This window comes from Nonomuraea sp. NPDC050394, assembly GCF_044459065.1.
GTDB lineage: Bacteria > Actinomycetota > Actinomycetes > Streptosporangiales > Streptosporangiaceae > Nonomuraea.
The window spans coordinates 380537-405789 of sequence record NZ_JBITIO010000007.1 but is presented as its reverse complement, the minus strand read 5'-3'; the positions used below and the strand labels follow the sequence as shown (position 1 = coordinate 405789).

General features: G+C 71.5%; 17 protein-coding genes. 8 read left to right on the top strand and 9 right to left on the bottom strand.

Features of this window, described 5'->3' with window-relative positions:
* The gene (locus ACIBKY_RS28440) at positions 1–3588 is read left to right on the top strand and encodes a S8 family peptidase (protein ID WP_397101107.1); all 3588 of its coding nucleotides are present in this window, start codon (positions 1–3) and stop codon (positions 3586–3588) included.
* Positions 3589–3697: 109 nt separating this feature from the next.
* Complete coding sequence (locus ACIBKY_RS28435; RefSeq protein WP_397101105.1) at positions 3698–4660, top strand: helix-turn-helix domain-containing protein; 963 nt, start codon at positions 3698–3700, stop codon at positions 4658–4660.
* Positions 4661–4665: 5 nt separating this feature from the next.
* Here ACIBKY_RS28435 and ACIBKY_RS28430 read toward each other — a convergent pair whose 3' ends face one another.
* Positions 4666–7038, bottom strand: a complete 2373-nt coding sequence (locus ACIBKY_RS28430; protein WP_397101103.1) for a discoidin domain-containing protein — start codon at positions 7036–7038, stop codon at positions 4666–4668.
* A gap of 146 nt (positions 7039–7184) precedes the next feature.
* Here ACIBKY_RS28430 and ACIBKY_RS28425 point away from each other — a divergent pair, with 146 nt between their 5' ends.
* Positions 7185–10346, top strand: coding sequence for a PDZ domain-containing protein (locus ACIBKY_RS28425; protein ID WP_397101101.1), 3162 nt, complete (start codon positions 7185–7187; stop codon positions 10344–10346).
* 140 nt (positions 10347–10486) lie between these two features.
* Here ACIBKY_RS28425 and ACIBKY_RS28420 read toward each other — a convergent pair whose 3' ends face one another.
* Together ACIBKY_RS28420 and lexA are read right to left on the bottom strand one after the other, a co-directional pair.
* A complete protein-coding gene (locus ACIBKY_RS28420) occupies positions 10487–11566 on the bottom strand; it encodes a MalY/PatB family protein (RefSeq protein ID WP_397101099.1) in 1080 nt (359 codons plus the stop codon).
* A 490-nt stretch (positions 11567–12056) separates the two neighbouring features.
* Positions 12057–12764 (bottom strand): transcriptional repressor LexA, encoded by a 708-nt coding sequence (gene lexA / locus ACIBKY_RS28415; protein WP_221341782.1) that lies wholly within the window; start codon positions 12762–12764, stop codon positions 12057–12059.
* 1077 nt (positions 12765–13841) lie between these two features.
* On the opposite strand from lexA, the gene ACIBKY_RS28410 reads away from it, so the two are divergent.
* From ACIBKY_RS28410 to ACIBKY_RS28400, 3 genes are all read left to right on the top strand, one after another.
* The gene (locus tag ACIBKY_RS28410; RefSeq protein WP_397101097.1) at positions 13842–14168 is read left to right on the top strand and encodes a LysM peptidoglycan-binding domain-containing protein; all 327 of its coding nucleotides are present in this window, start codon (positions 13842–13844) and stop codon (positions 14166–14168) included.
* Between the two features lie 607 nt (positions 14169–14775).
* Entirely contained in the window at positions 14776–15291 is a 516-nt protein-coding gene (gene nrdR, locus ACIBKY_RS28405; protein ID WP_397101095.1) for a transcriptional regulator NrdR, read from the top strand.
* Complete coding sequence (locus tag ACIBKY_RS28400; RefSeq protein ID WP_397101093.1) at positions 15288–18116, top strand: vitamin B12-dependent ribonucleotide reductase; 2829 nt, start codon at positions 15288–15290, stop codon at positions 18114–18116. Before nrdR ends, ACIBKY_RS28400 begins: the two co-directional genes overlap by 4 nt.
* 80 nt (positions 18117–18196) lie before the next feature.
* Here the strand turns inward: ACIBKY_RS28400 and ACIBKY_RS28395 are convergent, their stop codons facing one another.
* Entirely contained in the window at positions 18197–18832 is a 636-nt protein-coding gene (locus ACIBKY_RS28395) for a hypothetical protein (protein WP_397101091.1), read from the bottom strand.
* A gap of 117 nt (positions 18833–18949) precedes the next feature.
* On the bottom strand, positions 18950–19492 hold the full coding sequence (locus ACIBKY_RS28390) for a CGNR zinc finger domain-containing protein (RefSeq protein ID WP_397101089.1): 543 nt from the start codon (positions 19490–19492) through the stop codon (positions 18950–18952).
* Between the two features lie 87 nt (positions 19493–19579).
* On the opposite strand from ACIBKY_RS28390, the gene ACIBKY_RS28385 reads away from it, so the two are divergent.
* On the top strand, positions 19580–20416 hold the full coding sequence (locus ACIBKY_RS28385; protein ID WP_397101087.1) for an alpha/beta fold hydrolase: 837 nt from the start codon (positions 19580–19582) through the stop codon (positions 20414–20416).
* On the opposite strand, the gene ACIBKY_RS28380 is transcribed toward ACIBKY_RS28385, so the two are convergent.
* The 3 genes from ACIBKY_RS28380 to ACIBKY_RS28370 form a co-directional block, all read right to left on the bottom strand.
* Entirely contained in the window at positions 20388–20966 is a 579-nt protein-coding gene (locus ACIBKY_RS28380; protein ID WP_397101085.1) for a TetR/AcrR family transcriptional regulator, read from the bottom strand. The two genes, ACIBKY_RS28385 and ACIBKY_RS28380, sit on opposite strands and share 29 nt — an antisense overlap.
* Positions 20947–22158 carry an MFS transporter gene (locus ACIBKY_RS28375; protein WP_397101083.1) on the bottom strand — a complete coding sequence of 404 codons (1212 nt, stop codon included), beginning with the start codon at positions 22156–22158 and terminating at the stop codon, positions 20947–20949. The genes ACIBKY_RS28380 and ACIBKY_RS28375 overlap by 20 nt, the downstream gene beginning before the upstream one ends.
* A gap of 116 nt (positions 22159–22274) precedes the next feature.
* Positions 22275–23483, bottom strand: coding sequence for an amidohydrolase (locus ACIBKY_RS28370; protein ID WP_397101081.1), 1209 nt, complete (start codon positions 23481–23483; stop codon positions 22275–22277).
* 31 nt (positions 23484–23514) lie between these two features.
* Here ACIBKY_RS28370 and ACIBKY_RS28365 point away from each other — a divergent pair, with 31 nt between their 5' ends.
* Entirely contained in the window at positions 23515–23877 is a 363-nt protein-coding gene (locus ACIBKY_RS28365) for an ester cyclase (RefSeq protein ID WP_397101079.1), read from the top strand.
* On the opposite strand, the gene ACIBKY_RS28360 is transcribed toward ACIBKY_RS28365, so the two are convergent.
* Positions 23837–25231 carry an MFS transporter gene (locus ACIBKY_RS28360; RefSeq protein ID WP_397101077.1) on the bottom strand — a complete coding sequence of 465 codons (1395 nt, stop codon included), beginning with the start codon at positions 25229–25231 and terminating at the stop codon, positions 23837–23839. The two genes, ACIBKY_RS28365 and ACIBKY_RS28360, sit on opposite strands and share 41 nt — an antisense overlap.
* Positions 25232–25253: the final 22 nt, after the last annotated feature.

Genomic DNA, 25253 nt, shown 5'->3' with positions numbered 1-25253 from the left:
ATGCCCCTCATCGCTTCTTCCCGACGGCTGGCCGGGGCGGTGGCCGCCACCGCGCTCGCGGCCACCGCGCTGGCCCCCTTACCGGCCCTCGCGTCCCCGGCGACGACCTCCCGAGACGTCACCGTCACGCTGATCACCGGGCACCAGGTCCGCCTCAAGGCTGACGTGGTCTCCGTCGAGCGTCCCAAGGGCGTCACCAGTGGCGTCCAGACGTACTCCACCGGCGGCGACGTCCACGTCGTCCCCGACGAGGCGGCCCCGCTGCTGGCGGCCGGCAAGCTCGACCCTCGCCTGTTCAACGTCACCGACCTGGTGGAGATGGGCTACGACGACGCGCGCGGCGGCGTGCCCATGATCGCCACCTACCAGGGGGCCGCCCCGCGCTCGGCCCCGCGCGGGGCCTCGATCGTGCGGGCGCTGCCGAGCGTCAGGGGCGCCGCCCTGCGGGCGCGGAAGCAGGACGTCCGCGAGTTCTGGAACGGCCTCGCCACCTCCGGGGCCGCCAAGATCTGGCTCGACGGCAAGGCCGGGGCGAACCTCAAGGAGAGCGTCCCGCAGGTCCAGGCTCCGGCGGCCTGGGCGCGGGGCCTGGACGGCACCGGCGTCAAGGTGGCCGTGCTCGACAGCGGCGTCGACGCCACCCACCCCGACCTCCAGGGCCAGATCGCCGAGCAGGCCAGCTTCGTGCCCGGCCAGGAGGTCAAGGACGCCAACGGCCACGGCACCCACGTCGCCTCCACGATCGCCGGCACCGGCGCCGCCTCCTCCGGTGCCAACAAGGGCGTGGCCCCCGGCGCCGACCTGCTGATCGGCAAGGTCCTCGACGACGAGGGCAGCGGACAGGACTCGTGGATCATCGCGGGCATGGAGTGGGCGGCCGCCAGGGCGGGTGTGGTCAGCATGAGCCTCGGCTCGCCGCTGCCCGACTCCGGCTCCGACCCGATGTCGCTGGCCGTGGACGAACTGTCCAAGAAGCACAACACGCTCTTCGTGATCGCCGCGGGCAACTCCTACAACCCCGGCTCGATCGGCTCGCCGGGCTCGGCGGCCAGCGCGCTGACCGTGGCGGCCGTGGACAAGGCCGACCAGCGTGCCCCCTTCTCCAGCCAGGGCCCGCTGACCCTCACCTACGGCCTCAAGCCGGACATCTCCGCCCCCGGCGTAAAGATCAACGCGGCGCGGTCGTCGTTCGCCGGCGGCAGCGGTCCGTACGTGGCCATGGACGGCACCTCCATGGCCACCCCGCACGTGGCGGGAGCGGCGGCGATACTCCGGCAACACCACCCGGACTGGACCTGGCAGCAGCTCAAGGACACGCTCATGAGCAGCGCCAAGAGCCTGGACAACACCCCGTACGAGCAGGGCACCGGCCGGCTGGACGTGGCCGCCGCCGTCGGCGCGAAGGTCAGCGCGACCGGCTCGGTGCCGGTGGCGCTGTTCGACTGGCCGCACGAGCCGGGCGAGGCGCCGGTCAAGCGGGCCATCACCTACCGCAACGACGGCGACGCCCCCGCCACCCTGAACCTCACCGCCCAGGCACCGGCCAAGCTGTCCGCGCCGTCCGTCACCGTCCCCGCCAAGGGGAGCGCCACGGTGGAGATGAGCGTCGACCCGGCCGGGCTGGAGGCCGACCAGACCCTGTCGGGCCTGGTCACCGCGACCGACGGCACGGTCACGCTCCGCACCGCCTTCGCCGCGGTCAAGGAACGCGAGCTCTACGACCTCACGCTCGAACTGCGCGACCGCTCCGGCGAGCCCGCCGCGGGCTACGTGGTGCTCTCGCAGCTCGGCGACCGCCATCCGTGGCAGTACGCCGTGGACGGCAAGCGCACGCTGCGCCTGCCGCCCGGCTCGTACATGGCCACCAGCTACCTGCCGGTGACGGGCGAGCGGGCCGACGCGCTCGGCACCGCCGTACTCGTGGACCCCGAGATCACGCTGAACAAGGACACCAAGGTCGTCCTCGACGCCGCCCGCGCCCGGCGGGTCAGCGCGAAGGTCCCGCAGCGCACCGAGGACCGCCAGGTCAAGGTGGACTTCTACCGCTCACCGCCGGAAGGCGAGGGCGCGCGCGGCGCCTACCAGGTGCCCGTCGCGATCGAGGACGTCTACGTCAGCCCCACCGAGAAGGTCACCCGGGGCTCGTTCGGCCTGCTCACCCGCTGGCGCAAGGGCCAGCCCATGCTCGGCGTGAGCGCCCCCGGCCTGCCGCCGATCGACGCGCTGGTCCAGATCGACGCCACGATCACCGACGGCCGAGCCCTGCTCAAGGGCGTCTTCGCGGGCAAGGGCGACGACTACACCGGCATCGACGCCCGCGGCAAGGCCGTGATCGTCGAGCGCTCCGACGCCGTCACCCCGCAGGTGCGGGCCGCGAAGGCGATCGCCGCGGGGGCGAAGCTCCTGCTCGTCGTCAACGACCGCCCCGGCCGCCTCATGGAGGTGTACGGCGAAGCCGTCACGATCCCCGTCGCCTCCCTCACCCGCGACGCCGGAGCGAAGGCGGCCGAGCTGGCCAGAAAGGGCCGCCTGCTCCTGGCCACCGAGCAGTCCCGGTACGCCGGCTACCTGTACGACCTGGTCGACGTGCACCCGGAGGCGGTCCCCGACCGCGACCTGACCTACCGCCCGCGCGGCCTGGCCCGGATCGATTCCACCTACTACGGCAGCGGCGCCAAGGTCGGCAGCGGCTACCGCTACGACATGCGCGAGGGCTGGGGCCCGGCGATCGGCTTCGAGGAGTACGAGACGTTCCCCAAGCGGCGCACCGAATGGGTCTCCACCCAGCCGGGCTCCATCTGGTACGAGAACCACGGCGTCGGCCTGAACTACTTCGCCGCCTGGGAGATGCGGCAGTCGCCGCGCACGTACCGGCCGGGCGAGCGGCTGGAGCAGGAGTGGTTCCACCCGATCGCCAGGCCCAGGCTGGGCGACACCTACTGGGGCCCGTTCCGGCAGACGAACGGCTACGTCCAGTTCAACGTCACGCCGTGGACGGACGGCGGGCCGAGCCGGGCGGGGTCGATGCCGGACGACGAGTACGACACCACCTCGATCGCGCTCTACCAGGGCGACAAGCTGATCCAGCAGGCCAAGGGGCGGGCGTTCTCGCCGCGTGACCCGCTGCCGGAGGCGGCGCTGCCGTACCGGCTGGTGCTGGACAGCGCCAGGGACGGCGGGACGTGGCGGACCTCGACCCGCACGCGCACCGAGTGGGGGTTCACCTCCGGCGCCAACGACCCGGACGGGCCGTTCAACGTGGACATCCCGCTGCTGCAACTCGATTTCGACGTGCGTACCGACCTGGCGGGCGACGTGCGCGGGCCGGTGGCGCGCATCGGGCTGTCGGGCACGACGCAGGAGTGGCTGGCCAAGCCGGTCAAGGCGACGGAGGCGACGCTGCAGGCCTCCTTCGACGACGGCGCGACGTGGCGGCCGGTACGGCTGCGCCCGACCGGGGCGGGCGCGTGGCGCGCGGACCTGGTCACGGCGGGCAAGAAGGGGTTCGTCTCGCTGAAGGCGACCGCCAAGGACGCGCAGGGCGGGACGGTCTCCCAGGAGATCATCCGCGCGTTCGGTGTGCGCTGACATAACCGTGAAATCACGATCCGGGGCCGAAGGCGGGAATTCCGGCTTCGGCCCCGGGCCCGCCCCCATACTGATCCGCGTCCCGACACGGCGGGGAAGGGCGGGGAACGTGCTGGAGGCGCTCGGCCTCACCGACGAGGAGGAGGCGGTCTACCGCCACCTGGTCGCCCGGCCGTCCGCCTCCGCCGGGGAGATCGGCGCCGCGCTCACCCTCCCCGGCCCGCGCGCGGACGAGATGGCGCGCAGCCTCGCCGCCCGCGGCCTGGTCAGCACCCTGCCCGGCGAGCGTTTCTGCGCCGTGCCGCCCGCGGTCGCGCTCGGCTCGCTGCTCACCGTCCGCCGCGACGAACTGCGCACGGCGGAGCTGGCCCTCATCGCCCTGGCCGAGGAGCATCGCTCGGCCGCCGCGGGTCGCGCCATCGGCGACCTGATCGAGGTCGTGTCCGGGGTCGACGCGCTGCGCCAGCGCTTCGCCCAGGTGCAGCACGCCGCCAAGGAGCAGGTCCGCAGCTTCTCCACCGCGCCGTTCGTCGCGGTGCCGATCGGCGAGAACGCCGCCGAGGAGCAGGGTGTCAAACGCGGGGTGAGCTACCGCGTCGTGGTCGAGCGTGACCTGCTCACCGCGCCCGGCGCCGCGCAGGAGGCCGTCACCTCGCTCCGGCAGGGCGTGCGGGTACGCGTCGCCGACCGGCTCCCGATCAAGCTGATCATGGCTGACTCGGCGCTCGCCCTCGTGCCCCTGAGCACCTCCGCCGGTGACCGGCCCGGCGCGGTGCTCCTGCACGGCAGCGGCCTGCTGGCCGCCGTCGAGGCGCTGTTCGAGGCGGTGTGGGAGCGTGCCTACCCGCTGCGCATGGACGCCTCGGCGGCCGGCGCGGAGCCGGACATCTCCGAGCTGGACGCCAAGATCCTCAGCCTGCTGCTGGCCGGGCTGACCGACGAGGCGGTCGCCGGTCAGCTCGGTCTGTCCCTGCGCACGCTGCAGCGGCGGATCAGGCAGCTCATGGACCTGGCGGGCGTGCGTACCCGCGTCCAGCTCGGCTGGCAGGCCGCGCAGCGCGGCTGGGCCTAGGGCCTCTAGCCTCCCCAGGCCTCGAACTCGTAGATCCGGGCCGCCGGGTCGCCGTTCTGGGTGGGCGTGGTGACGTTCAGGCGTACGTGGCGGGCGGTGAGCGCCACCGGGTGGTCGGAGACGGCGGCCGTGTTGGCCGCGACCGTGACCGCGGTGGTCCAGGCGTCCGACGCGGAGGCGCGGACCTGGATGGTGAAGGCCCGGGTGTTCCAGGAGGCGGACTCGCCACCGGCCTGCGCGTGCCTGACGGTGAACCTGGTCAGGGCCTTGGGCGCGCCGAGATCCACCTCCATCCACTTGGCCGGGGTCAGAACGCACCACTTGTCGGTGTTGCCGCCGCCCACGCTGCCGTTGACCGCCTTGGCCGGGCCCTCGTTCGCGTTGCACTGGCCCGAGGCGGTGGCCGGGCGGTTCAGCGCCAGGTTCGTCTCGCCGGTGCCGGACCAGGAGACCGTGGTGCTGGCGGGGGCCGATCGGCCGTACTCGGCGCTCACCGCCTCCACGTCGAGAGTGGTGCTCGCCTCGGATCCGGCGCGGTCGAGCCGCGGCACGAAGTAGGCCTCGCCCGGGGTGGCGCCCAGGTAGGCGCGGGTGCCGTCGGGATTGCGGCGGTAGAGGTCGTAGTGGTGGGGGCGGCCCGAGCCGGTCCAGCTCAGGCGGAGCGACTTGCGGCCGGGGGAGACGTCGGTGGCGCCGAGCACGGTGAGCCCGGAGGGGGTGCCGGGCACGTCGACCGCGCCGTCATAGACGGCGAGCTGGCCGACCCTGACGTCGTAGGCGCCCGCCGTACCTTCGGCGCGCAGGCCGATCTGGGCGATGGTACGGCCCGCGTGGGCGGACAGGTCGAGCGTCCTGCGTTCCCAGCCGGTGCCGGCGGTCGAGCCGAGGTCCAGCGGCACGAAGGCGGAGGGGGCGTCGGTGAAGGTCACTGCGGCCTTGAGCCTGGTCGGTCCCGCGGCGGGCGTCTTCACCACGACCGACAGCTTGGTGTCGGCCGTCACCGGCAGGCGCGTCTGGTACAGGCGCAGGGTGTTGGCGGCGTCGAGGGTGCCGGTCAGGCGGAGCGAGGAGCCGCCCTCGTAGGCGTCGCCGTAGTCGATCGACGGGGTGAGCCTGGTCCCGGACGAGGTGATGACCCAGCGGTAGGTGGGCGGCACGTCCTGGACGGACAGGTTGTTCCAGCCCCCGGTACGCACCCGGACCCCGCCGACGTTGTAGAAGTCGCCGTGACCGGTGTTGAACCCGGTGACGAACGGCTTGCCGGTGACCGGGCTCGACTCGGCCACGTAGTGGGCCAGGCCCTTCCAGGCCGAGGTGGTGCCGGTGTCCGACGGGTCGGCGTTGGCGCCCACCCAGTAGCGGGAGTCGCGGGTGCGGAAGTCGGCGGGCCCGCTCGCGGACTTCCACGTCCACTCGGGGCGGTAGATGCCCAGCGAGGTCACGTGCGGCCGCCCGCCGGGGAAGACCGCGTTCCAGTTGACGCCGGTGTTGTAGCCGTTGGCCTCGGTGTCGATGCCGCTGTACAGGTCGAACTCGCTGCGCCCCATCGTGCGGGCCAGGTCGCGGGAGGAGGTCAGGTCCGACCAGCCGAAGTCGATGAACATGTTGTCCGAGGCCTGGAAGAAGCTGTCGTTGGCGCTGGTCAGCGCGTCCTGCCAGGAGATGGCGCCGGACTCGGTCATGGCGTCGTACCACATGACCTGCATGCCCTTGGCGCGCAGATAGGAGATCACGTTGCGCATCTCGGTGGCCAGCGCGGCGTCGCCGCCTGCGGTCTCCTGGTTGATGAACCAGCCGTCGAAGCCGTAGTGCCGGGCCACCTGGGCGAGCTTGTCGGCGACGGGGTAGGCGGAGCCCTGCTTCTGGACGAAGTCGCGTACCCACTGGATCTGGCCGCCGTAGGCGGTGGGCGGGAAGAAGACGGTCCCGTAGACCCTGACGCCGTTGCGGTGGGCGGCGTCGATCACGGGGCCGTTGGGGGCGAGGATCAGGCCCTCACTGGCCGAGCCGCCCCAGAAGACCAGGGTGTCGATGTACTGCCAGTAGGTGAAGGCGTAATAGTTCGGGTCGGGCCCGCCCTGGGAGGGATTGCCGGATGTGGGGGCGAAGGCGGCCAGCGAGGCGACGCGGCCCTCACCGGCGCGGGCGTTGGCGTTGGCCTTCAGCGCCGGGTCCGAGACGCGGGGGTGCAGCGGAACGCTCGACCGGTTGAACCGGGCGTCGGGATCGCTCGCCGGGTTCCAGGACAGGATCGTGCCGGGATGCCAGTACGAGGCGTACGGCTGGTCGCCGGGGGCGGCGGCGGCCCGTGCGGGGAGGGCGACGAGGGCGGTCGCGACCAGGACCCCGCACAGCAGGGGTAACAGACGACGGGTCATGAAGCTCTCCTCGATGCTAAATCGCTTTAGCTGTCTGCGGTGGAGACGCTACTTCATCCTCTGTTCTTGTACTAGACCGCTTTAGCGAGCTGTTCGCTGGGAGCGAGCACGAGCCGTCGCCGCGGACCGAGCACTAGGGTTCAGATGTGACAAATGGCGCATACCTGAGATACCCGCATCTGCACGGTGACCTGGTCACCTTCGTCGCCGACGACGATGTCTGGCTCGCTCCGCTGGGCGGTGGCCGCGCATGGCGGTTCACCGCCGACCGTGTCCCGGTCAGCTTCCCCCGCTTCTCCCCCGACGGCACCCGCCTCGCCTGGACCGGCGCCCGCGAAGGCGCGCCGGAAGCCTTCGCCGCCGAGATCGACGGCGCGGCGGGCGACCGGCTGACGTTCTGGGGCAACGGCACGACCGGCGTACGCGGCTGGACCGCCGAGGGGAACGTGCTGGCCGTGAGCGCCGCGGGCCAAGGCGGGCGGAGCCGGACCTGGGCCTACTCCGTGCCACTCGACGGAGGCCCCGCCACGCGGCTGCCGTACGGGTGGGTCAGCGAGGCGGCCGTCGACGGTGAGCGGGTCGCGGTGGTCTCCGCGGTGTGGCGCGAGCCGTCGCAGTGGAAGCGCTACCGCGGCGGGACCGCGGGCAAGATCTGGGTGGACGCCGACGGCGACGGCGAGTTCGAGCGGCTGTTCGCCGACCGGCTCTCGCCGTACTGGTCGGTCATGTGGGTGGGGGAGCGGCTGGCGTTCCTCAACGACGAGGACGGGACCGGCAACCTCTACTCCGCCCTGGCCGACGGTTCCGACGTGCGCCGGCACACCACGCACGACGGCTTCTACGCCCGGCACGCGGCCACCGACGGGCAGCGCGTGGTCTACAGCCATGCGGGGGACCTCTGGCTGCTGGACGGTCTGGACGCGGAGCCGTACAAGCTGGACATCACGCTCGGCGGGCCGCGCTCGGCGCGCGCCAAGCGCCCGGCGCCCAGCCGCGTCGGCGGCTTCTCGCCCGACGCGACCGGACGTGCCAGCGCGATCGAGATCCGCGGCACCGCGCACTGGGTGACCCACCGCGACGGTCCCGCCGGCGCGCTACGCGCCGAAGCAGGCGTGCGGGTACGGCTGCCGCGCACCCTCGACGCCGACGGCCGCGCCATCTGGGTCTCCGACGCCACCGGCGAGGACGCGCTGGAGACCGGCGTGCCCGGCGGCGAGATCCGCACCCTGGCAGCGGGGGAGCTCGGACGGGTACTCGAACTGGTCGCCGCGCCCGACGGCAAGCACGCCGCCGTCGCCACCCACGACGGCCGCCTGCTCGCCGTCGACCTCGACAGCGGCACCCTGCGCGAACTCGACAGGACCCTCCACGGCGACATCGGCGACCTGGCCTTCTCGCCCGACTCCGCCTGGCTCGCCTGGGTCCACCCGCACCCGGAGCCGCTGTCGCAGATCAAGGTCGGGCGGATCGACGGGACCGCCACGCTGGAGGTGACGCAGCCGCGCTTCTCCGACTACTCGCCGGTCTTCACCAAGGACGGCAAGCACCTGGCGTTCCTGTCCATGCGGACCTTCGATCCGGTCTACGACTCGCACGTCTTCGACCTGTCCTTTCCCAATGCGTGCCGGCCGTACATCGTGCCGCTGCAGGCCACCACGCCCAGCCCCTTCGACCCGAGCCTCCAGGGGCGCGGCTTCAACGGCGAGGACGACGACAAGGGCTCCAAGGACTCCAAGGACAAGAAGAACGGCGACACGCCGCCGCGCACCGAGGTCGACGCCGAAGGTCTCGCCGCCCGCGTCGTGCCCGTCCCGGTGCCCGCCGGCCGCTACGGCAACCTGCGCACCGCCAAGGACGCCCTGCTGTGGCTGCGCCACCCGCTGACCGGCCAGCTCGGCGACGGCAGCGACGTCACCCCCGAGGTCGTGCTGGAGCGCTACGACCTCAAGAAGCGCGCCAAGGCCGAGCTCGGCAAGGAGTACCGCGCGTTCGAGGTCAGCGCCGACGGCGGCCGCCTGGTCACCAACGGCAAGAACGGCCTGCAGACCCGCGCCGCCGGCGAGGGCGACGAGGTCGTCACCATCGACCTTGACCGCGTCGGCGTCACCGTCGACCCCGTCGCGGAATGGCGCCAGAGCTACCACGAGGCCGGCCGCCTCATGCGCGACCACTTCTGGCGCGCGGACATGAACGGCGTCGACTGGCAGGGCATGCTCGACCGCTACGCCCCGCTCGTCGAACGCATCGGCTCCTACTCCGAGCTGATCGACCTGCTCTGGGAGGTACAGGGCGAACTCGGCACCTCCCACGCCTACGCCCGCCCCAACGGCACCGGCGTCGACCACCGGCGCCGCCAGGGCCTGCTCGGCGCCGACCTGGCCCGCGACGAGGAGGGCACCTGGCGCGTCACGCGCATCCTGCCCGGCGAGAGCTCCGACCACGACGCGCGCTCGCCGCTGCTCGCGCCCGGCGTCGCCGTCCGCGAGGGCGACGCGATCCTCGCCGTCGGCGGCCGTCCCATCGACCCCGTGCGCGGCCCCCTCGCCTCCCTCGCCGGCACCGCGGGCCAGCCCACCGAGCTCACGGTACGGCCGGCCTCGGGCGGCGACCCGCGCCGCGTCGTCGTCACCCCGATCACCGACGAGACCCAGCTCCGCTACCACGAGTGGGTCGAGAGCCGACGGGCCCGCGTCCACGAACTGTCCGGCGGCCGGCTCGGTTACCTGCACGTTCCCGACATGGTCGCCGCCGGGTGGGCGCAGTTCCACCGCGACCTGCGTACCGAGATGGACCACGACGGCCTCGTCGTGGACGTACGGGAGAACGGCGGCGGGCACACCTCCGAGCTGGTGCTGGAGAAGTTGTCACGGCGGGTGTCCGGCTGGGAGCGCGCCCGCGGCTACGAACCCCACCGCTACCCCCGTGACTCCCCGCGCGGGCCGATCGTCGCCGTCGCCGACGAGTTCGCCGGTTCCGACGGCGACATCGTCAGCGCCGGAATCAAGATCCGCGGCATCGGCCCGCTGGTCGGGACCCGGACGTGGGGCGGCGTGATCGGGATCGACTCCCGGTACTCGCTGGTCGACGGCACCGTGGTCACCCAGCCCCGGTACTCGTTCTGGCTGGAGGGAGGACATGGCTGGGGGGTCGAGAACTACGGCGTCGAGCCGGACGTGGAGGTGGTCATGACTCCGCAGGACCGGGTGGCGGGGCGGGATCCGCAGCTGGAGAAGGCGGTGGAGCTGGCCTTGGCCGCGCTGGAGGAACACCCGCCGGCGACGCCGCCCGACCTTCCGCCTCTCACCTGACCTTCGCCCGGATGAGGACCGGCTTCTCGGGTGAGGGCCGGCTTCTTGTTCGGGGGCCGGCTGCTCACGCGAGGAGCGGTTTCTTGTTCGGGGGCCGGCTGCTCACGCGAGGATCGGCTTCTTGTTCGAGGGCTGGCTGCTCAGGCGAGGACCGGCACGATGCGGTCCAGGATCTGGGCCACGGTGTCCTCGGTGGTGGCGAAGTTGAGCCGCACGTAGTCGTCACCACCGGGGCCGAAGGCGGCCCCGTCGTTCAGCAGGACCTTGGCCTCGCGCTCCAGGACGTCGGCCACGCCCGGACGGCCGACGTCCAGCCAGGCCAGGTACGTGGCCTCGGGCACCCGGTAGCTCACCGTGCCCGGGAGACGGGCGGCGAGGGTGTGACGGTTGCGGTCCAGGAGGGCGAGCGTGTCCGCCAGCCACGTGTCGCCGTGCCGCCAGGCCGCCACCGTGGCCTCGACGCCGAACAGGTGGGCGGAGCCGTACACGAAGGGGGGCTGCTCTTCGAGAGCCTTGCGGACCTCGGGCATGCCGACGTGGGCGATCGAGCAGCGGATGCCGCCCAGGTTGAACGCCTTGGTGGCCGAGGTGAGGGTGACGGTGCGTTCCGGCAGGATGGTGGCGAAGGGGATGTGCCGGTGGGGGGCGTACACGAGATCGGCGTGGATCTCGTCGGAGATCACCAGAAGGTCGTGGCGGACCGCGTGCTCGGCCAGGAGTTCCAGCTCGGCGCGGGTGAAGACACGTCCGGTGGGGTTGTGCGGGTTGACCAGCAGCAGCACCCGGCACCCGCGCAGGTCCGGCACCTCGAACCGCCACGACTCGCCGTCGGGCTCCAGCTGGATCGGGCGCATCGGACGGTCCATTCCGGCAAGTGTGCCCAGGAACGGATGGTAGGCCGGTGTATGAAGGGCCACCCCGTCGCCGGGGCGCGTCCAGACCTGCAGGAACACCTGGAGCGCCTGATTGAGGTCACTGTAGGTCCGGCAGTGACCGATGTCGGGAGCCCAGCCGAACTTGGCGGCCATACGCTCGCCGAACGCCTCGGACATGGGCCCGGCCTGGTGGTTGTCCAGCCACGTCGGATAGCCGAGATCGCCCTCCGCCCGCGCCTTGAGCGACTCGACGACGGCCGGTGCGGTGGGCAGATCCATGTCCGCCACCCAGGCCGGGATCACACTCGGCGCGACCTTGCTCCACTTCAAACCATCACGTTTCACCCGAGCATTGTATTTTTCCCGACATTTCACGACAGGGCCAAACCCCACCCACCTCCCGGGACCTCGCCCACCTCCCGGGACCTCGCCCACCTCCCAGGACCTCGCCCCACCCTCCCAGCGGGCCTCACCCCACCCCCGTCACCGCCCACAAGCGGCACCCACCGCACCTACCCGGCTCGACCCACGAACCGCACCCACTACATGGCGCGACTCACAGAAGCCTTCGGCGGCGTGGCTCACGGAAGCCTCCGGTCAGGACCACCCATGCGGCGCAGACCGCCGCACGCTCACCTGAACCGGGGACACGGCCAACGGAAAGCGTCCGGCCAGGGACCATCTATGCCGCGCGGACCACCAACGCCCTCAACCGGGGCGGTGCGGTCAAAGGGAGGAGTCCGCACCCGGCACCGGCGCGCGTCAAGGAGGGGCCGCGCGCCTCAAGGAGGGGCAGGGAGGGAGAGGGGCCCGGCGTGGTGCCGGGCCCTGAGGGTCAGAGGCGGCGGAGGACGGCCACCACCTTGCCCAGGACGCTGGCCTCGTCGCCTGGGATGGGGTCGTAGTTGGGGTTGTGGGGGACCAGCCAGACGTGGCCGTCCTTGCGCTTGAAGGTCTTCACCGTGGCCTCGCCGTCGATCATGGCGGCCACGATGTCTCCGCTCTCCGCCACCGGCTGCTGGCGGACCACGACCCAGTCGCCGTCGGCGATCGCGGCCTCGATCATCGAGTCACCGGATACCTGGAGGAGGAACAGGGTGCCCTCGCCGACGAGCTGCTTGGGGAGGGCGAAGACGTCTTCGACGCTCTCCTCGGCCAGGATCGGGCCACCGGCGGCGATGCGGCCGACCAGCGGGACGTACGCCGCGGTCGGGCGGCTGACCGCGGGCTCGTCGTCGTTGGCGTCGGGATCGACCCACAGGACCGGCTCGCCGGGCAGGCGGACCTCCAGCGCGCGCGGACGGTGGGGGTCGCGGCGCAGGTAACCCTTGCGCTGCAACGCCGTCAGCTGGTGCGACACGCTGGACGTGCTCGTCAGCTGGACGGCCTCGCCGATCTCCCGCATGGACGGGGGATAACCGCGCTGCTGGACGGAATCGCGGATCACCTCGAGGATCTTGCGCTGCCGTGGGGTCAGGCCCAGGGAGTCACGCCGGCGCACCGCGAGGTCGCTGACCCCGTTTGCGTCATCCCGCTCGCTCATGCTCTCCTCCTCGCCCGGTGGGCGGCCTCTTCGGCGCGCCTGCCGGTCTGTGGTCTTCATGTCGCACACAGCGACGATATCGCCGTCGAAGATCATCCTCAAACAATTGTTCGAGTCTTCCTCGAAAATGTCGCCAGCGTGGTGTACAACATCGTACGGGAGTTCGATCGACACCGTGTTCGATTTGCCGATCTTTATTGGGCCTTTTGCTAAGGCCACAGGGGCGGGAGGCCAATCGTGCGAGCGACCACAACCACATCATCGACCAGCGACGACGTCCAGGGGCTCACGCTGATCGCCGACATCGTCCTGGCCGACGCCCGGCGCTCCGCCGAGAGCGCCGAGCGCCGCCGTTCGAACAATCGGTCCACCGGGCGTTCGAACAACGGCGGCCCGGGAGATCCCGCGGAGCGCGCGGCCGGGCAGGGCTCGCGTCCCGGCCGCGTGCGCCGCGGCCGTCCGGGCGGCCCGACCCTGTGGCTGGTCCCACCACCACGCACGGAGTCCACGGCCCCCGGCCCACGACCCGACGAACGCGCGCGGCCTGACGGTCCCGCGCGGCCTGACGGTCCCGGGCGGCCTGACGGTCCCGGGCAGTCTGACGGTCCCGGGCGGTCTGACGGTCCCGGGCGGTCTGACGGTCCCGGGCGGTCTGACGGTCGCGCGCGGGGCGGGCGGCCGGCACCGCCTGACGGGTCTGCGCCGCGTGACCCGTCTGTGCCGGGCGACGGGTCCGCGGACGGTCACGGGAGTCCGGGTGAACGGCCGCGCCGTGGCCAGGAGCGTGCCCGGGGCGGTTCGAGGAACGGCGGGCGGTCCCGGGGCCGTCAGGAGCGTGCGCGAAGCAGGGTCGCCGGGGCCACGGGGGCTCCCGGCGACACCCGAACGCACGACACCCAGCCGATCCCGCGCAAAGGCGTGTCCAGAGGGCGCGGGACTGGTGAGACTGGCGTCGCCGGACGTGGGACTACCGGAAGTGGCGTCGCCGGACGTGGGAGTGCCGGGCGTGGCGGTGCCGCGCGTGGTGAGGTCGGGCGGGGGAGGGCCGGGCGTGGTGGTGGGTCGCGTGGGGGTGGGGTGCGGGTCAATCGGCCCAAGCCTCCCGTACGGCTGACGCGGCGCGGCAGGGCGGCGCTGGTGGTGGTCGTGGCCGCGCTCTCCCTGGCCGGCCTGTGGCTGGGCACCCGGGCGGTGAGCCTCGCCTCGGCGGGCCAGGCCCTCCTGAGTCACGCGGGCCTGCCGTGGGTCGTGGTCGAGGACGGCGACACCCTCTGGACCATCGCCGGAACCGTCTCCCCCGAGGGCGACGCCGACGCCGTGGCCCGGGACATCATGCGGCTGAACGGGCTGAAGAGCTCCCTGATCCGTCCCGGCGCCCGCCTGTACATCCCCGCGGGCCGCTGAGGACGCGTCGCCGTACACCCGAAGACGGAAGCGCGCGCCCGGCGACGGGCGTGCGCTTCCGCGCTCACCGGCAAGGACGCGCCCGGCTACGGGCGCGCGCCTCCGAGCTCACCGGCAGGGAGCGCCAGTCTCCCGCGCCCAGGCGCCGGGCGCGCGCTTCCGCGCTCACCCGGCGGGGAGCATCAGTCTCACCGGCGCACCGGCGCACCACCCCTCACACCGGCCTCAGAAACCTCCAGAACCCCGGCGCGCAAGGGCTTCCCGCCCTCCGCCCAAGATCAGCGAGGCCTCCGTGGCCAAGACCGCCCACACCCCGGCCGACCTGCGAAAACAGGTCCGGGAACACCCGGCTCGCCCCGCTTGTTGACGCCGACACGCCCGGCCGGAGCGCCCATCACCCCGCTGATCAGCGACTTCGATGGGAAGGGCCGCGCCAACTTGCGTTCATGGTCGCGCGCTTCTACGTTAGGACCACAACATCTAGTAGTTACACCGATGTAGTTCACCACAACTTGTGTTTCCGTGACCGCTCCATGGCTCGCCGTGGGGTGTGCGCGAGCGTACGGGGACAACCGCTTTACGCGGCCGTTCGAGGAGGCGAAGCAGCGTGCACTGTCCGTTCTGCCGCCACCCCGACACGAGGGTCATCGACAGCCGCTCCACGGACGACGGCGCGGCCATCAGGCGACGCCGGACGTGTCCGGAGTGCGGGCGTAGGTTCACCACCCAGGAGACGGTCCTGCTGATGGTGAGCAAGCGTAGCGGGGTGACCGAGCCCTTCTCGCGGGACAAGGTCGTCGCGGGCGTACGGCGGGCCTGTCAGGGCAGGCCGGTGACGGAGGACTCGCTGGCCCAGCTGGGGCAGAGGGTCGAGGAGGCCATCCGGGCCAGAGGCGCGGCGGAAATCCCCTCCAACGAGGTGGGGCTGGCGATCCTGGGCCCGCTGCGGGAGCTGGACGAGGTGGCGTACCTGCGGTTCGCATCGGTATATCGCGGTTTCGAGAGCCTGGCGGACTTCGAGGCCGAGATCAAACAGTTGAAGACGGAGAGGGAGTCGAGCCGCACCGGCAAGGTGGAGGGCGAGACGAGCTCGGCCGTCAAGGGCCTGAAGGGGGAGTCATGACGGAGACGGCAAGCGGGTCAGTGGCGCGCGGGGGCAAGAGGCCCCGCAAGGGTCTGAAGATGAAGCGGATCTTCACCAAGCCGGGCGTGCATCCCTACGACGAGATCACCTGGGAGCGCCGTGACGTCGTCATGACCAACTGGCGCGACGGGTCGGTCAACTTTGAGCAGCGGGGTGTCGAGTTCCCCGAGTTCTGGTCCGTCAACGCGGCCAACATCGTGACCACCAAGTACTTCCGGGGCGCCGTGGGCACCCCGCAGCGTGAGTGGAGCCTGAAGCAGCTGGTCGACCGCGTGGTCGGCATGTACACCAAGACCGCGGTCGAGCACGGTTACTTCGCCACCGACGAGGACGCCGAGATCTTCGACCACGAGCTCAAGTACGCGCTCTCGCACCAGGTCTTCGCCTTCAACTCGCCGGTCTGGTTCAACGTGGGCACGCAGTCCCCGCAGCAGGTCAGCGCGTGTTTCATCCTTGCCGTGGACGACCAGATGGAGTCGATCCTGGAGTGGTACAAGGAAGAGGGCGTGATCTTCAAGGGCGGTTCCGGCTCGGGCATCAACCTGTCCCGCATCCGCTCCTCCAAGGAACTTCTCTCCAGCGGCGGTACGGCCAGCGGCCCCGTCAGCTTCATGCGCGGCGCCGACGCCTCGGCCGGGACCATCAAGTCGGGCGGTGCCACGCGGCGCGCGGCCAAGATGGTCGTGCTCGACGTCGACCACCCCGACATCGAGGAGTTCATCGAGACCAAGGCCCGCGAAGAGGACAAGATCCGCGCCCTCCGCGACGCCGGCTACGACATGGACCTGGGCGGCAAGGACATCGTGTCCGTGCAGTACCAGAACGCCAACAACTCCGTGCGCGTCTCCGACGAGTTCATGCACGCGGTGGAGAAGGGCGAGAAGTTCGGCCTGCGCGCCCGCCTGACCGGCGAGGTCATCGAGGAGGTCGACGCCCAGGACCTGTTCCGCAAGATGGCCAAGGCGGCGTGGGAGTGCGCCGACCCGGGCATCCAGTACGACGGCACGATCAACGACTGGCACACCAGCCCGGAGACCGGCCGCATCACCGCGTCCAACCCGTGCAGCGAGTACGTCCACCTGGACAACTCCTCCTGCAACCTGGCCAGCATCAACCTGCTGAAGTTCCTGAAGGACGACAACTCCTTCGACATCGCGAACTTCGTGAAGCTCACCGAGCTGATCATCACGGCGATGGACGTCTCGATCACCTTCGCGGACTTCCCGACGGAGAAGATCGGCGAGACCACCCGCGCCTACCGCCAGCTCGGCATCGGCTACGCCAACCTGGGCGCGCTGCTCATGGCCACCGGCCACGCCTACGACTCCGACGGCGGCCGCGCGGTGGCCGGCACCATCACGAGCCTGATGACCGGCGTCTCCTACCGCCGCAGCGCGGAACTGGCCGCGGCCGTCGGCGCGTACGACGGCTATGCCCGCAACGCCGAGCCGCACAAGCGCGTCATGCGCAAGCACGCCGCCGCCAACGACAACCTGCGCACGGTCGGCATCATGGACTCCAAGATCCACACTGAGGCGTCCAAGCAGTGGTCGGAGTGCCTCAAGCTCGGCGAGAAGAACGGCTACCGCAACGCCCAGGCGTCGCTGCTGGCCCCGACCGGCACCATTGGCCTGATGATGGACTGCGACACCACCGGCATCGAGCCGGACCTGGCGCTGGTCAAGTTCAAGAAGCTCGTCGGCGGCGGCTCGATGCAGATCGTCAACCAGACGATCCCGCGCGCGCTCAAGCAGCTGCGCTACCAGCAGGAGCAGATCGAGGCGATCGTCGAGTACATCGCCGAGCACGGCCACGTCGTCGACGCGCCCGGCCTCAAGCAGGAGCACTACGAGGTGTTCGACTGCGCGATGGGCGAGCGCGCGATCGCGCCGATGGGCCACGTGCGGATGATGGCCGCCACGCAGCCGTTCCTGTCGGGCGCCATCTCCAAGACGGTCAACCTGCCCGAGTCGGCCACGATCGACGACATCGAGCAGGTCTACCTGGAGGGCTGGAAGCTCGGCCTGAAGGCGCTGGCCGTCTACCGCGACAACTGCAAGGTCGGCCAGCCGCTGTCGGCCGGGGGCAAGAAGGAGGAGGCCAAGACCACCGAGGCCGCCGCCGGTGAGCCCGAGGTCAAGGTCATCGAGGTCAACCGGCCGACCCGCCGCCGCATGCCCAACCAGCGCCCCAGCACGACGACCCGCTTCACGGTCGGCGGCGCCAAGGGCTACATGACCGCCTCGTCCTACCCGGACGACGGTCTGGGCGAGGTCTTCCTCAAGATGTCCAAGCAGGGCTCGACGCTGGCGGGCGTCATGGACGCCTTCTCCGTGGCGATCTCGATCGGGCTGCAGTACGGCGTGCCGCTCGAGACGTACATGAGCAAGTTCGTCAACATGCGCTTCGAGCCCGCCGGGATGACGGACGACCCGGACATCCGGATGGCCACGTCGGTGATGGACTACATCTTCCGCCGCCTGGCCCTGGACCACCTGCCCTACGACGAGCGGGCCGCCCTCGGCATCTTCTCGGCCGCCGAGCGGGCCGCGCAGCAGCGCGGTGAGGACCCGGCGCCGCTGCACGAGTCGGTGGACCGGGAGATCCTGGCCCAGTCCGCGCCGATAGAGGCCGCCAAGCCGGAGCCGGCCGCCGAGCCCGCGCCGGGCCGCGAGCTGACGCTGGAGAGCCACCAGCGCTTCACGGCGGACGCGCCGCTCTGCATGACCTGCGGCACCAAGATGCGCCCCGCGGGCAGCTGCTACGTCTGCGAGGGCTGCGGCTCGACCAGCGGCTGCAGCTGACGGCCATCCGATCGCACGCCCGGCTCCGCACAGGGGCCGGGCGTGCGGCGTCTCAGTAGGGAGCGTCGCCGAAGCCGATTTCAGGCATCGGGGTCATCCGCCGGGGCGATCTGCCGCTGCGTGGTGGTCCCGCCGGAGAGCTCCCGCCCGTGATGGAGCGTGTAGTCGAGCTGCATGGCCAGGCGCGGGAGGTTCGCCGGGGGCAGATACGCTTCGGCCCCGGCGTCGAGCAGCCGCCTGACCGGACCGTGGTACTGGACCCCGAGCTCGTCGTCCTCGATCTCGGTGACGATGATGCGAGCCTTCGTGAACATCCCCCGCAGCGCCCCGATCAGCTGCGGGCTGCCCGGTGGCACCAGAAGCACGTCGGCCGTCAAAGGTGCCGCCTTCATGTCGAGTACGACGTAGTCCGCGCCGAGCTGGTTGGACAGCGCCACCCGGGCCGCGGTCGACAGCTCCATCGCGGTGGCTACGACGGTCACGCCGTCGTAGTCGGCCGGTGCCTGCTCGGTGACCTCGTCGGGCGCGTCCGGATCGACGATGGCGCCCTCGACCACGTCGATCATGCTGGCAATGGTCGCGATCGGCACGCCGTCGCGCGTGACGACCAGGTTCTCGCCGGGCGGGAGGTCGTCGAGGAGCGTCACGATGTCCTCGGGGAGACGGGTCACGTCGATGCGCCGCCGGGAGCGTGCCGCGCGCTTACGGCTCACCATGCCGGGGGCACGCCTGCGGCGGCGGGGCTCGGCCAGATCATCACATGAACCACTCCAGATGCTTGTGAACTCGTTTGACGCCCGAATCTGATCAATGGTTCGAGGATCCGGGAGAGTTCAAGCGGGCTTGTGGCGCTGGTAGTGGCGGGCGACACGGGCACGGTTGCCGCAGCGGGCCGTCGAGCACCAGCGGCGGCGCGGGTGCGCGGGGACGAACAACATCACGCAGTCATGTCCTTCGCACTGCCGGATACGGCCGGCGTCCGGGCCGGCGAGCAGGTCCGCGGCGGCTTCGGCGAGCTGGGCGACCAGGCGTTCGCCCGGCGTGCCGGAGCGCCGGGGGAGCGCGGTGACGGCCCCGTCCCGCCAGGAGAGCTCGCGGTAGGCGGGCGCCATCCGCTGCGCCTGGGTGAGGGCGCGCAGGACCTCCTCGGGCGGGGCGGTGCCGGTGCGCAGGTGCGAGACGGCGACGGCCACCAGTTCGCGCAGCTCGCGTACCTGGGCGACGTCGCGCTCCGCGACCGGCTCGTCCCGCAGTCTGCCCCGCTGGAGGACCAGCCAGTGGCGCAGGTCGGCGGGGGTGGCGAGGAGATCCCCGACGCTCGGCCTGGTGTTGACGAGGTCGAGGGCCAGATGTTCGCCGGTCAGCGGATCCGTCATGTCCTAATTCTACATCCATGGGTTGACGCATTAGATCGCGACACGCTAAGACTAATGCATCTTCTCTTTGGAAAGGCGTTAGTAACCATGTATGCCGACGTCGAAGGCGTGCGCGTCTTCTACCGCGAGTCCGTCCCCGCCAAGCCCGACGCGCCCGTGCTCCTGCTCCTGCACGGCTTCCCGTCCGGCTCGCACCAGTTCCGGCAGCTGATCGCCGAACTCGGCGACCGGTACCGGCTGATCGCCCCCGACTATCCGGGTTTCGGCCATACCCAGGCACCCGAGGACTTCACCTACTCCTTCGACCGGCTCGCCGACATCACCGAGGGGTTCGTGCGCGAGCTCGGCCTCACCCGCTTCACCATGTACGTCTTCGACTTCGGCGCCCCGATCGGCTTCCGCCTCGCGCTGTGGCACCCCGAGTGGATCGCCGGTCTCGTGATCCAGAACGGCAACGCCTACGAGGAGGGCCTGTCGGCGGGAGCCCGCGACTTCGTCGCCCTGCGTCCGGAGACGCCCGGCGCCGAGGAGACGATCCGCGGCCTGCTCACCCTGTCCGGCACCCGCGGCCAGTACGAGTCGGGCACCCGCCACCCCGAGCGTCTCTCACCCGACGGCTGGACCCTCGACCAGCACTTCCTGGACCTGCCCGGCCGCAAGGAGGCCCAGATCGCGCTGGCCTTCGACTACCACTCCAACGTCGAGCAGTACGACAGGTGGCAGGCGTGGCTGCGCGAGCACACCCCGCCCGCCCTGATCGTGTGGGGCCGCAACGACCCGTTCTTCCCCGAGCCGGGCGCCCGCGCCTACCTGCGCGACCTGCCCGGCGCCGAGCTCCACGTCTTCGACACCGGCCACTTCGCCCTGGAGGAGGACCTGCCGGAGATCGCCCCGCTCATCGCCCGGTTTCTGGACCGGGTGTGATCAGCACGGCCCGCAGGATGTCCTCCCAGTCCTCCCGGCCGGGCGGCGTGTCGGTCAGCAGCGCCTGCATCAGCACGCCGTCGATCGTGCCGGCGAGGACGCGCAGCCGTACCGGATCGTCGGTGTGGCGGCGGCCGAAGCGCTCGACGGCGGCCAGCCAGCGCCGGGTGGGCTCGCGCAGCTCGGGGCGGCGGGCGGCCAGGAGATAGAGCTCGTATTCGGCGAGCAGGTGGGCGGGGGCGGCCACGACCTGGCACATCAGCGCCGCCAGGGCCCGCAGGCCCTCCTCGGGGTCGTCCACGTCGGCCAGGCGGCGCATGCGCTCGGCGTCCTCGTCCATGCAGGAGGTCAGCGCGGCGGTGAGCAGGTCGTCGATGGCCTTGAAGTAGTAGGCGGCGGCGGTGGCCGGCTGGCCGGCCTCCTTGGCGACGGTGCGGTGGCTGACCCCGGCCACGCCGTCGCGGGCGACCACCCGGATCGTCGCCTCGATCAGTTCCCGCCTGCGTTGTTCGCCCTTGATGCGGCGCCCGTCAGTGAGCGGCTCGTTCACCTTCCGCCTCCTTTCCCGCCGGGGCGCGGGCGGCCCCGACGGCCAGCGCCAGCGCGACCGCTCCCGCCGCGACGGCGACGCCGAACCCGCTCGTCGGGCCGTAGTGGTCGACCAGCGCGCCCGCGAGCGCCGCGCCCAGCGCGATGCCCGCGCTCAGCCCGGTGATCGCCCAGGTCATCCCCTCGGTGAGCGACGAGGCGGGAACCGCGCGCTCCACGAGTCTCATCACCACGATCATCGTAGGGGCGAAGAACAGCCCGGCGGCGAACACCGCCGCGGCCAGCGCCGCCACCCCGCCGGCGAACAGCAGCGGCACCGTGGTCAGCGCGGTCCCGGTGACGCTGACGACCAGCAGCCGGGGCAGCGGCACCGTGAGCCGCAGCGCCCCGAACACCAGCCCGGACAGCGCCGACCCGCCGGCGTAGGCCGCCAGGACGAACCCGGCGCTCGCCGGTGCGCCCGCCTGGGCGGCGAAGGCCACGCTGACCACGTCGACCGTGCCCGCGATCACGCCGCCCGCCGCCAGAAGCAGCGCCAGCAGCCGCACCGCCGGGATCCGGATGGCCGAGCGGCTCGGGCCGGTGGCGGCGTCGTACCTCTGGACGGGCGGCTCGGTACGCCGCTGCGGCACCAGCAGCAGGACCCCGGCCACCAGCAGCACACCCGCCACCAGGGGGCCCGCCTCGGGGAACAACGCCGTGGACAGCGCCACCGACAGCGCCGGGCCGATGACGAAGGTCAGCTCGTCCACCACCGACTCCAGAGAGAAGGCCGCGTGCAGGTGGGGGGAGCCACGGTGCGCGTGGGTCCAGCGGGCGCGGACCATCGCGGCCAGGTTGGGCAGCGTGCCCGCCAGCGCGGCGCAGACGAACAACGTCCAGGCGGGCGCGCCGGAGCGGGCGCACAGCAGCAGGGCGGCGAGCCCGGCGACGCTGAGCCCGGCGGCGGGCAGCAGCACCCGCCCCTGCCCCAGCCGGTCCACCAGCCGCGACACCTGCGGCCCCGCGAGGGCGGTGGACAGCGTGAAGGTCGCGGCCACGGCTCCGGCGAGCGCGTAGCCACCCCGCATCTGGGACAACATCGTCAGCACTCCGATCCCGGTCATCGAGATGGGCATGCGCCCCACGAATCCGGCGAGGGAGAAGGCCACGGCGCCGGGCGTCCTGAACAACGCCGCATAGGGGTTGGCCATGGGAGAAGCCTCCGCAAACAAATTGAACGAGTGTTAGACTTTCTCACTGTACGGCATGCCGCAAAACCAACGCGCCGCGCCCCCAACCAGGACGCGGCGCGTTAAGAAGTGAAAAATCAGGACTCGCGGTAGTAGGGGTTGGCCACCACGCCTTCGCCCAGCTCATCGGAGAACGTGTACACCTCACGCCCGGACACGAACACCCGCAGCGCCCTGCTCATGACGTCCAGCGGATCGCCCGACCAGATCACCACGTCGCCGTCGAGCCCAGGAGCCAGCGCCCCGACCCGGTCGTCCAGCCCCATGATCTTGGCCGGGTTCACCGTGATGGAGCGCAGCGCCGTCTCCCGGTCAAGCCCTTCCTTCACGGCCAGCGTCGCCTGGTGCACCAGGAAGTGGATCGGCACCACGGGATGGTCGGTCGTGATGGCCAGCTCCACGCCCGCCCTGGCCAGGATGCCGGGGTTGCGCAACGACCGCTGCCGCAGCTCCACCTTCGTCCGGCTGGTGAACAGCGGCCCGATGATCACCGGAATCCGCCGCTCGGCGAGCACGTCGGCCAGCAGATGCCCCTCGGTGGCATGGTTGACGATCACCCGGTAGCCGAACTCGTCGGCCAGGCGCAGCGCGGTCGCGATGTCGTCGGCCCGGTGGGTGTGCTGGCACCAGGGCAGTTCCCCATCCAGCACCCTGACCAGCACCTCCATCGTGCCGTCCCGGTCGAACGGCTTGCCCTCGTCGGCCGCCGCCGCCCGCTTGGCCCGGTAGTCCTGGGCCTTCATGAACGCGTCGCGGATCACCGCGGCCACGCCCTGGCGGGTCGAGGGCAGCTTCTTCTGGTCGCCGTACACCCGCTTGGGGTTCTCGCCGAGCGCGCTCTTCACGCTGACCGGCTCGCGCAGGAGCATCTCCTCCACGCTCCTGCCCCAGCACTTGAGCGCCACGGTCTGCCCGCCGATGGGGTTGGCGGAGCCCGGCTTGATCACCGCCGTGGTGACGCCGCCGGACAGCGCGTCACCGAAGCCGAGGTCGGCCGGGTTGATCGCGTCGAGCGCGCGCAGGCGGGCGCCGTTCGGGTCGGTCATCTCGTTGGTGTCCTGGCCGGCCCAGCCGTCGGCCTCCTCGTGGACGCCCATGTGCCCGTGGGCCTCGACGAAGCCGGGCAGCACCCAGGCGCCGCCCGCGTCCACGATCTCGACGCCGTCGGGCACGGCCACGTCCGCGCCGACGGCGGTGATCTTCCCGTCCTGGATGAGAATGGTGCCGTTCTCGACGGGCGCGCCCGTCACGGGCACGACATAACCCCCGGTAATCGCAACGTTCATGAAGGGCAACCTAGTGGGTACGTCGCTGAATATGCTCATCAACCTGTACGAACGCTGGCTCCTGGAGATGTGGAACGGCGACTTCGAACTCGCCCGGGAACTCGTCACGGACGACTTCGCCGGCCACTGGCCCGGCATGGACGTACGGGGCCCCGACGAGCTGATCGAGGTACTGAAGCAGGGCCACGAGCCCTTCACCGGGGTGAAGGTCACCCTCGACGTGGGCCCGATCGTCACCGGCGACCTCGTGGCCGCCCGCTGGACGTTCAGCGGCGAGCATCAGGGCAGGCCGGTCGCCTTCAGCGGCCATGACATCCTGCGGGCCGAAGGCGGCCGCTTCACCGAGTACTGGGTCATGTCCGACGTGAAGGGACTGGAAGCTCAGCTCGGGTGAGCGCCCGGCGGCCGTTGTAGGCCACCACGGCGACCACGACCAGGATCAGCGCGAGATCGATCGCGGCCGACCAGCGCATGCCGGCGGCGTAGCCGCCCGGTCCCGCGGCCGCCGCGAAGAACACCGCCCCGATCACCGCCACCCCGCCGGCACCGGCGAACTGCTGGGCCGTCGTCAGGAAGCCCGAGGCGATGCCCGCCTGACCCGGCTCCACCTCGACCAGCGCGGTGCCGATCAACTGCGGCAGCACCAGCCCGTTGCCGGTGCCGACCACCATGAGCGCCGCGATGGTCCAGGGCAACCCTTCCACGAAGAGCATCGCGGTCAGCCCGGCCGCGGTGACGCAGCCGCCGAGCATGACGACCCGCGGGCCGTACCGGCGGACCAGGCGGCTGCCGAGCAGCGAGGTGATCGAGAACATCAGCCCCATCGGCGCGAACGCCAGCCCCGCATGGAACGCGTCCAGCCCGAACCCGCCCTGCAGCAGCAGCGTCAGCGTGAACATGAACGACACGAAGTAGGCGGTGAAGGCGGTGACCGCGCCGACCCCGGCGACGTAGGAGCGCACCTTCAGCAACGCCAGGTCCAGCACGGGCTGACCGCCGCGCGCGGCCAGCACGCGCTGCCACCGCCCGGTCAGCGCCAGCACCGGTACGGCGGAAGCCATGCACACCCACGCCCACACCGGCCAGCCCAGGCCGTGCCCGAGCCCGAGCGGCACCAGCAGCAACGCCAGCCCGATCGCCAGCCCGGCGGCGCCACGCAGGTCCAGCCGCGCGTACCTGCCCGTCTCGGCCTTCGGCAGCAGGCGGGCCGCCAGAATGACCGTGACCACGCCGATCGGCAGGTTGAGCAGGAAGACGATCCGCCATCCCAGTCCCAGGACGTCGACGGTGAGCAGCAGCCCGCCGAGGACCTGCCCGGCGATCGCGCCGACGCCGCCCGCGAGGCCGTACCAGCCGACGGCCTTGGGACGCTCGCGCGGCTCGAAGATCACCGGGATCATCGCCAGCACCTGCGGCACCATGATCGCGCCGGCCAGCCCTTGCAGGAGCCGGGCGGCGATGAGCTGGGCCGGGCCGAGCGCCAGCCCGCACAGGACCGAGGCGAGCGTGAACGCGGTCATCCCGGCGACGAACATCCTGCGGTAGCCGTAGCGGTCGCCCAGCCGGCCGCCGGTGATCATCCCGGCGGCGAACGTGAACGCGTAGCCGCCCACGATCAGCTCCAGCTGCGCCTGGCTCGCGCCCAGTTCCCGCTCGAAGGCCGGCGCGGCCACGTTGACCACGAAGAAGTCGAACTGCGCCATGAACCAGGCCAAGAGCAGCACGGCGAGCATCCGTCCACGTCTCACGATCCCCACGGTAGAACCTCAA

Excerpts from the sequence above, each read along its gene's own strand:
- ACIBKY_RS28375 (WP_397101083.1), bottom strand. The coding sequence starts at position 22,158 with ATGGCCAACCCCTATGCGGCGTTGTTCAGGACGCCCGGCGCCGTGGCC.
- lexA (WP_221341782.1), bottom strand. The coding sequence starts at position 12,764 with ATGAGCGAGCGGGATGACGCAAACGGGGTCAGCGACCTCGCGGTGCGC.
- ACIBKY_RS28385 (WP_397101087.1), top strand. The coding sequence starts at position 19,580 with ATGTATGCCGACGTCGAAGGCGTGCGCGTCTTCTACCGCGAGTCCGTC.
- ACIBKY_RS28390 (WP_397101089.1), bottom strand. The coding sequence starts at position 19,492 with ATGACGGATCCGCTGACCGGCGAACATCTGGCCCTCGACCTCGTCAAC.
- ACIBKY_RS28440 (WP_397101107.1), top strand. The coding sequence starts at position 1 with ATGCCCCTCATCGCTTCTTCCCGACGGCTGGCCGGGGCGGTGGCCGCC.
- ACIBKY_RS28370 (WP_397101081.1), bottom strand. The coding sequence starts at position 23,483 with ATGAACGTTGCGATTACCGGGGGTTATGTCGTGCCCGTGACGGGCGCG.
- ACIBKY_RS28395 (WP_397101091.1), bottom strand. The coding sequence starts at position 18,832 with ATGGTGAGCCGTAAGCGCGCGGCACGCTCCCGGCGGCGCATCGACGTG.
- ACIBKY_RS28430 (WP_397101103.1), bottom strand. The coding sequence starts at position 7,038 with ATGACCCGTCGTCTGTTACCCCTGCTGTGCGGGGTCCTGGTCGCGACC.
- ACIBKY_RS28365 (WP_397101079.1), top strand. The coding sequence starts at position 23,515 with ATGCTCATCAACCTGTACGAACGCTGGCTCCTGGAGATGTGGAACGGC.
- ACIBKY_RS28400 (WP_397101093.1), top strand. The coding sequence starts at position 15,288 with ATGACGGAGACGGCAAGCGGGTCAGTGGCGCGCGGGGGCAAGAGGCCC.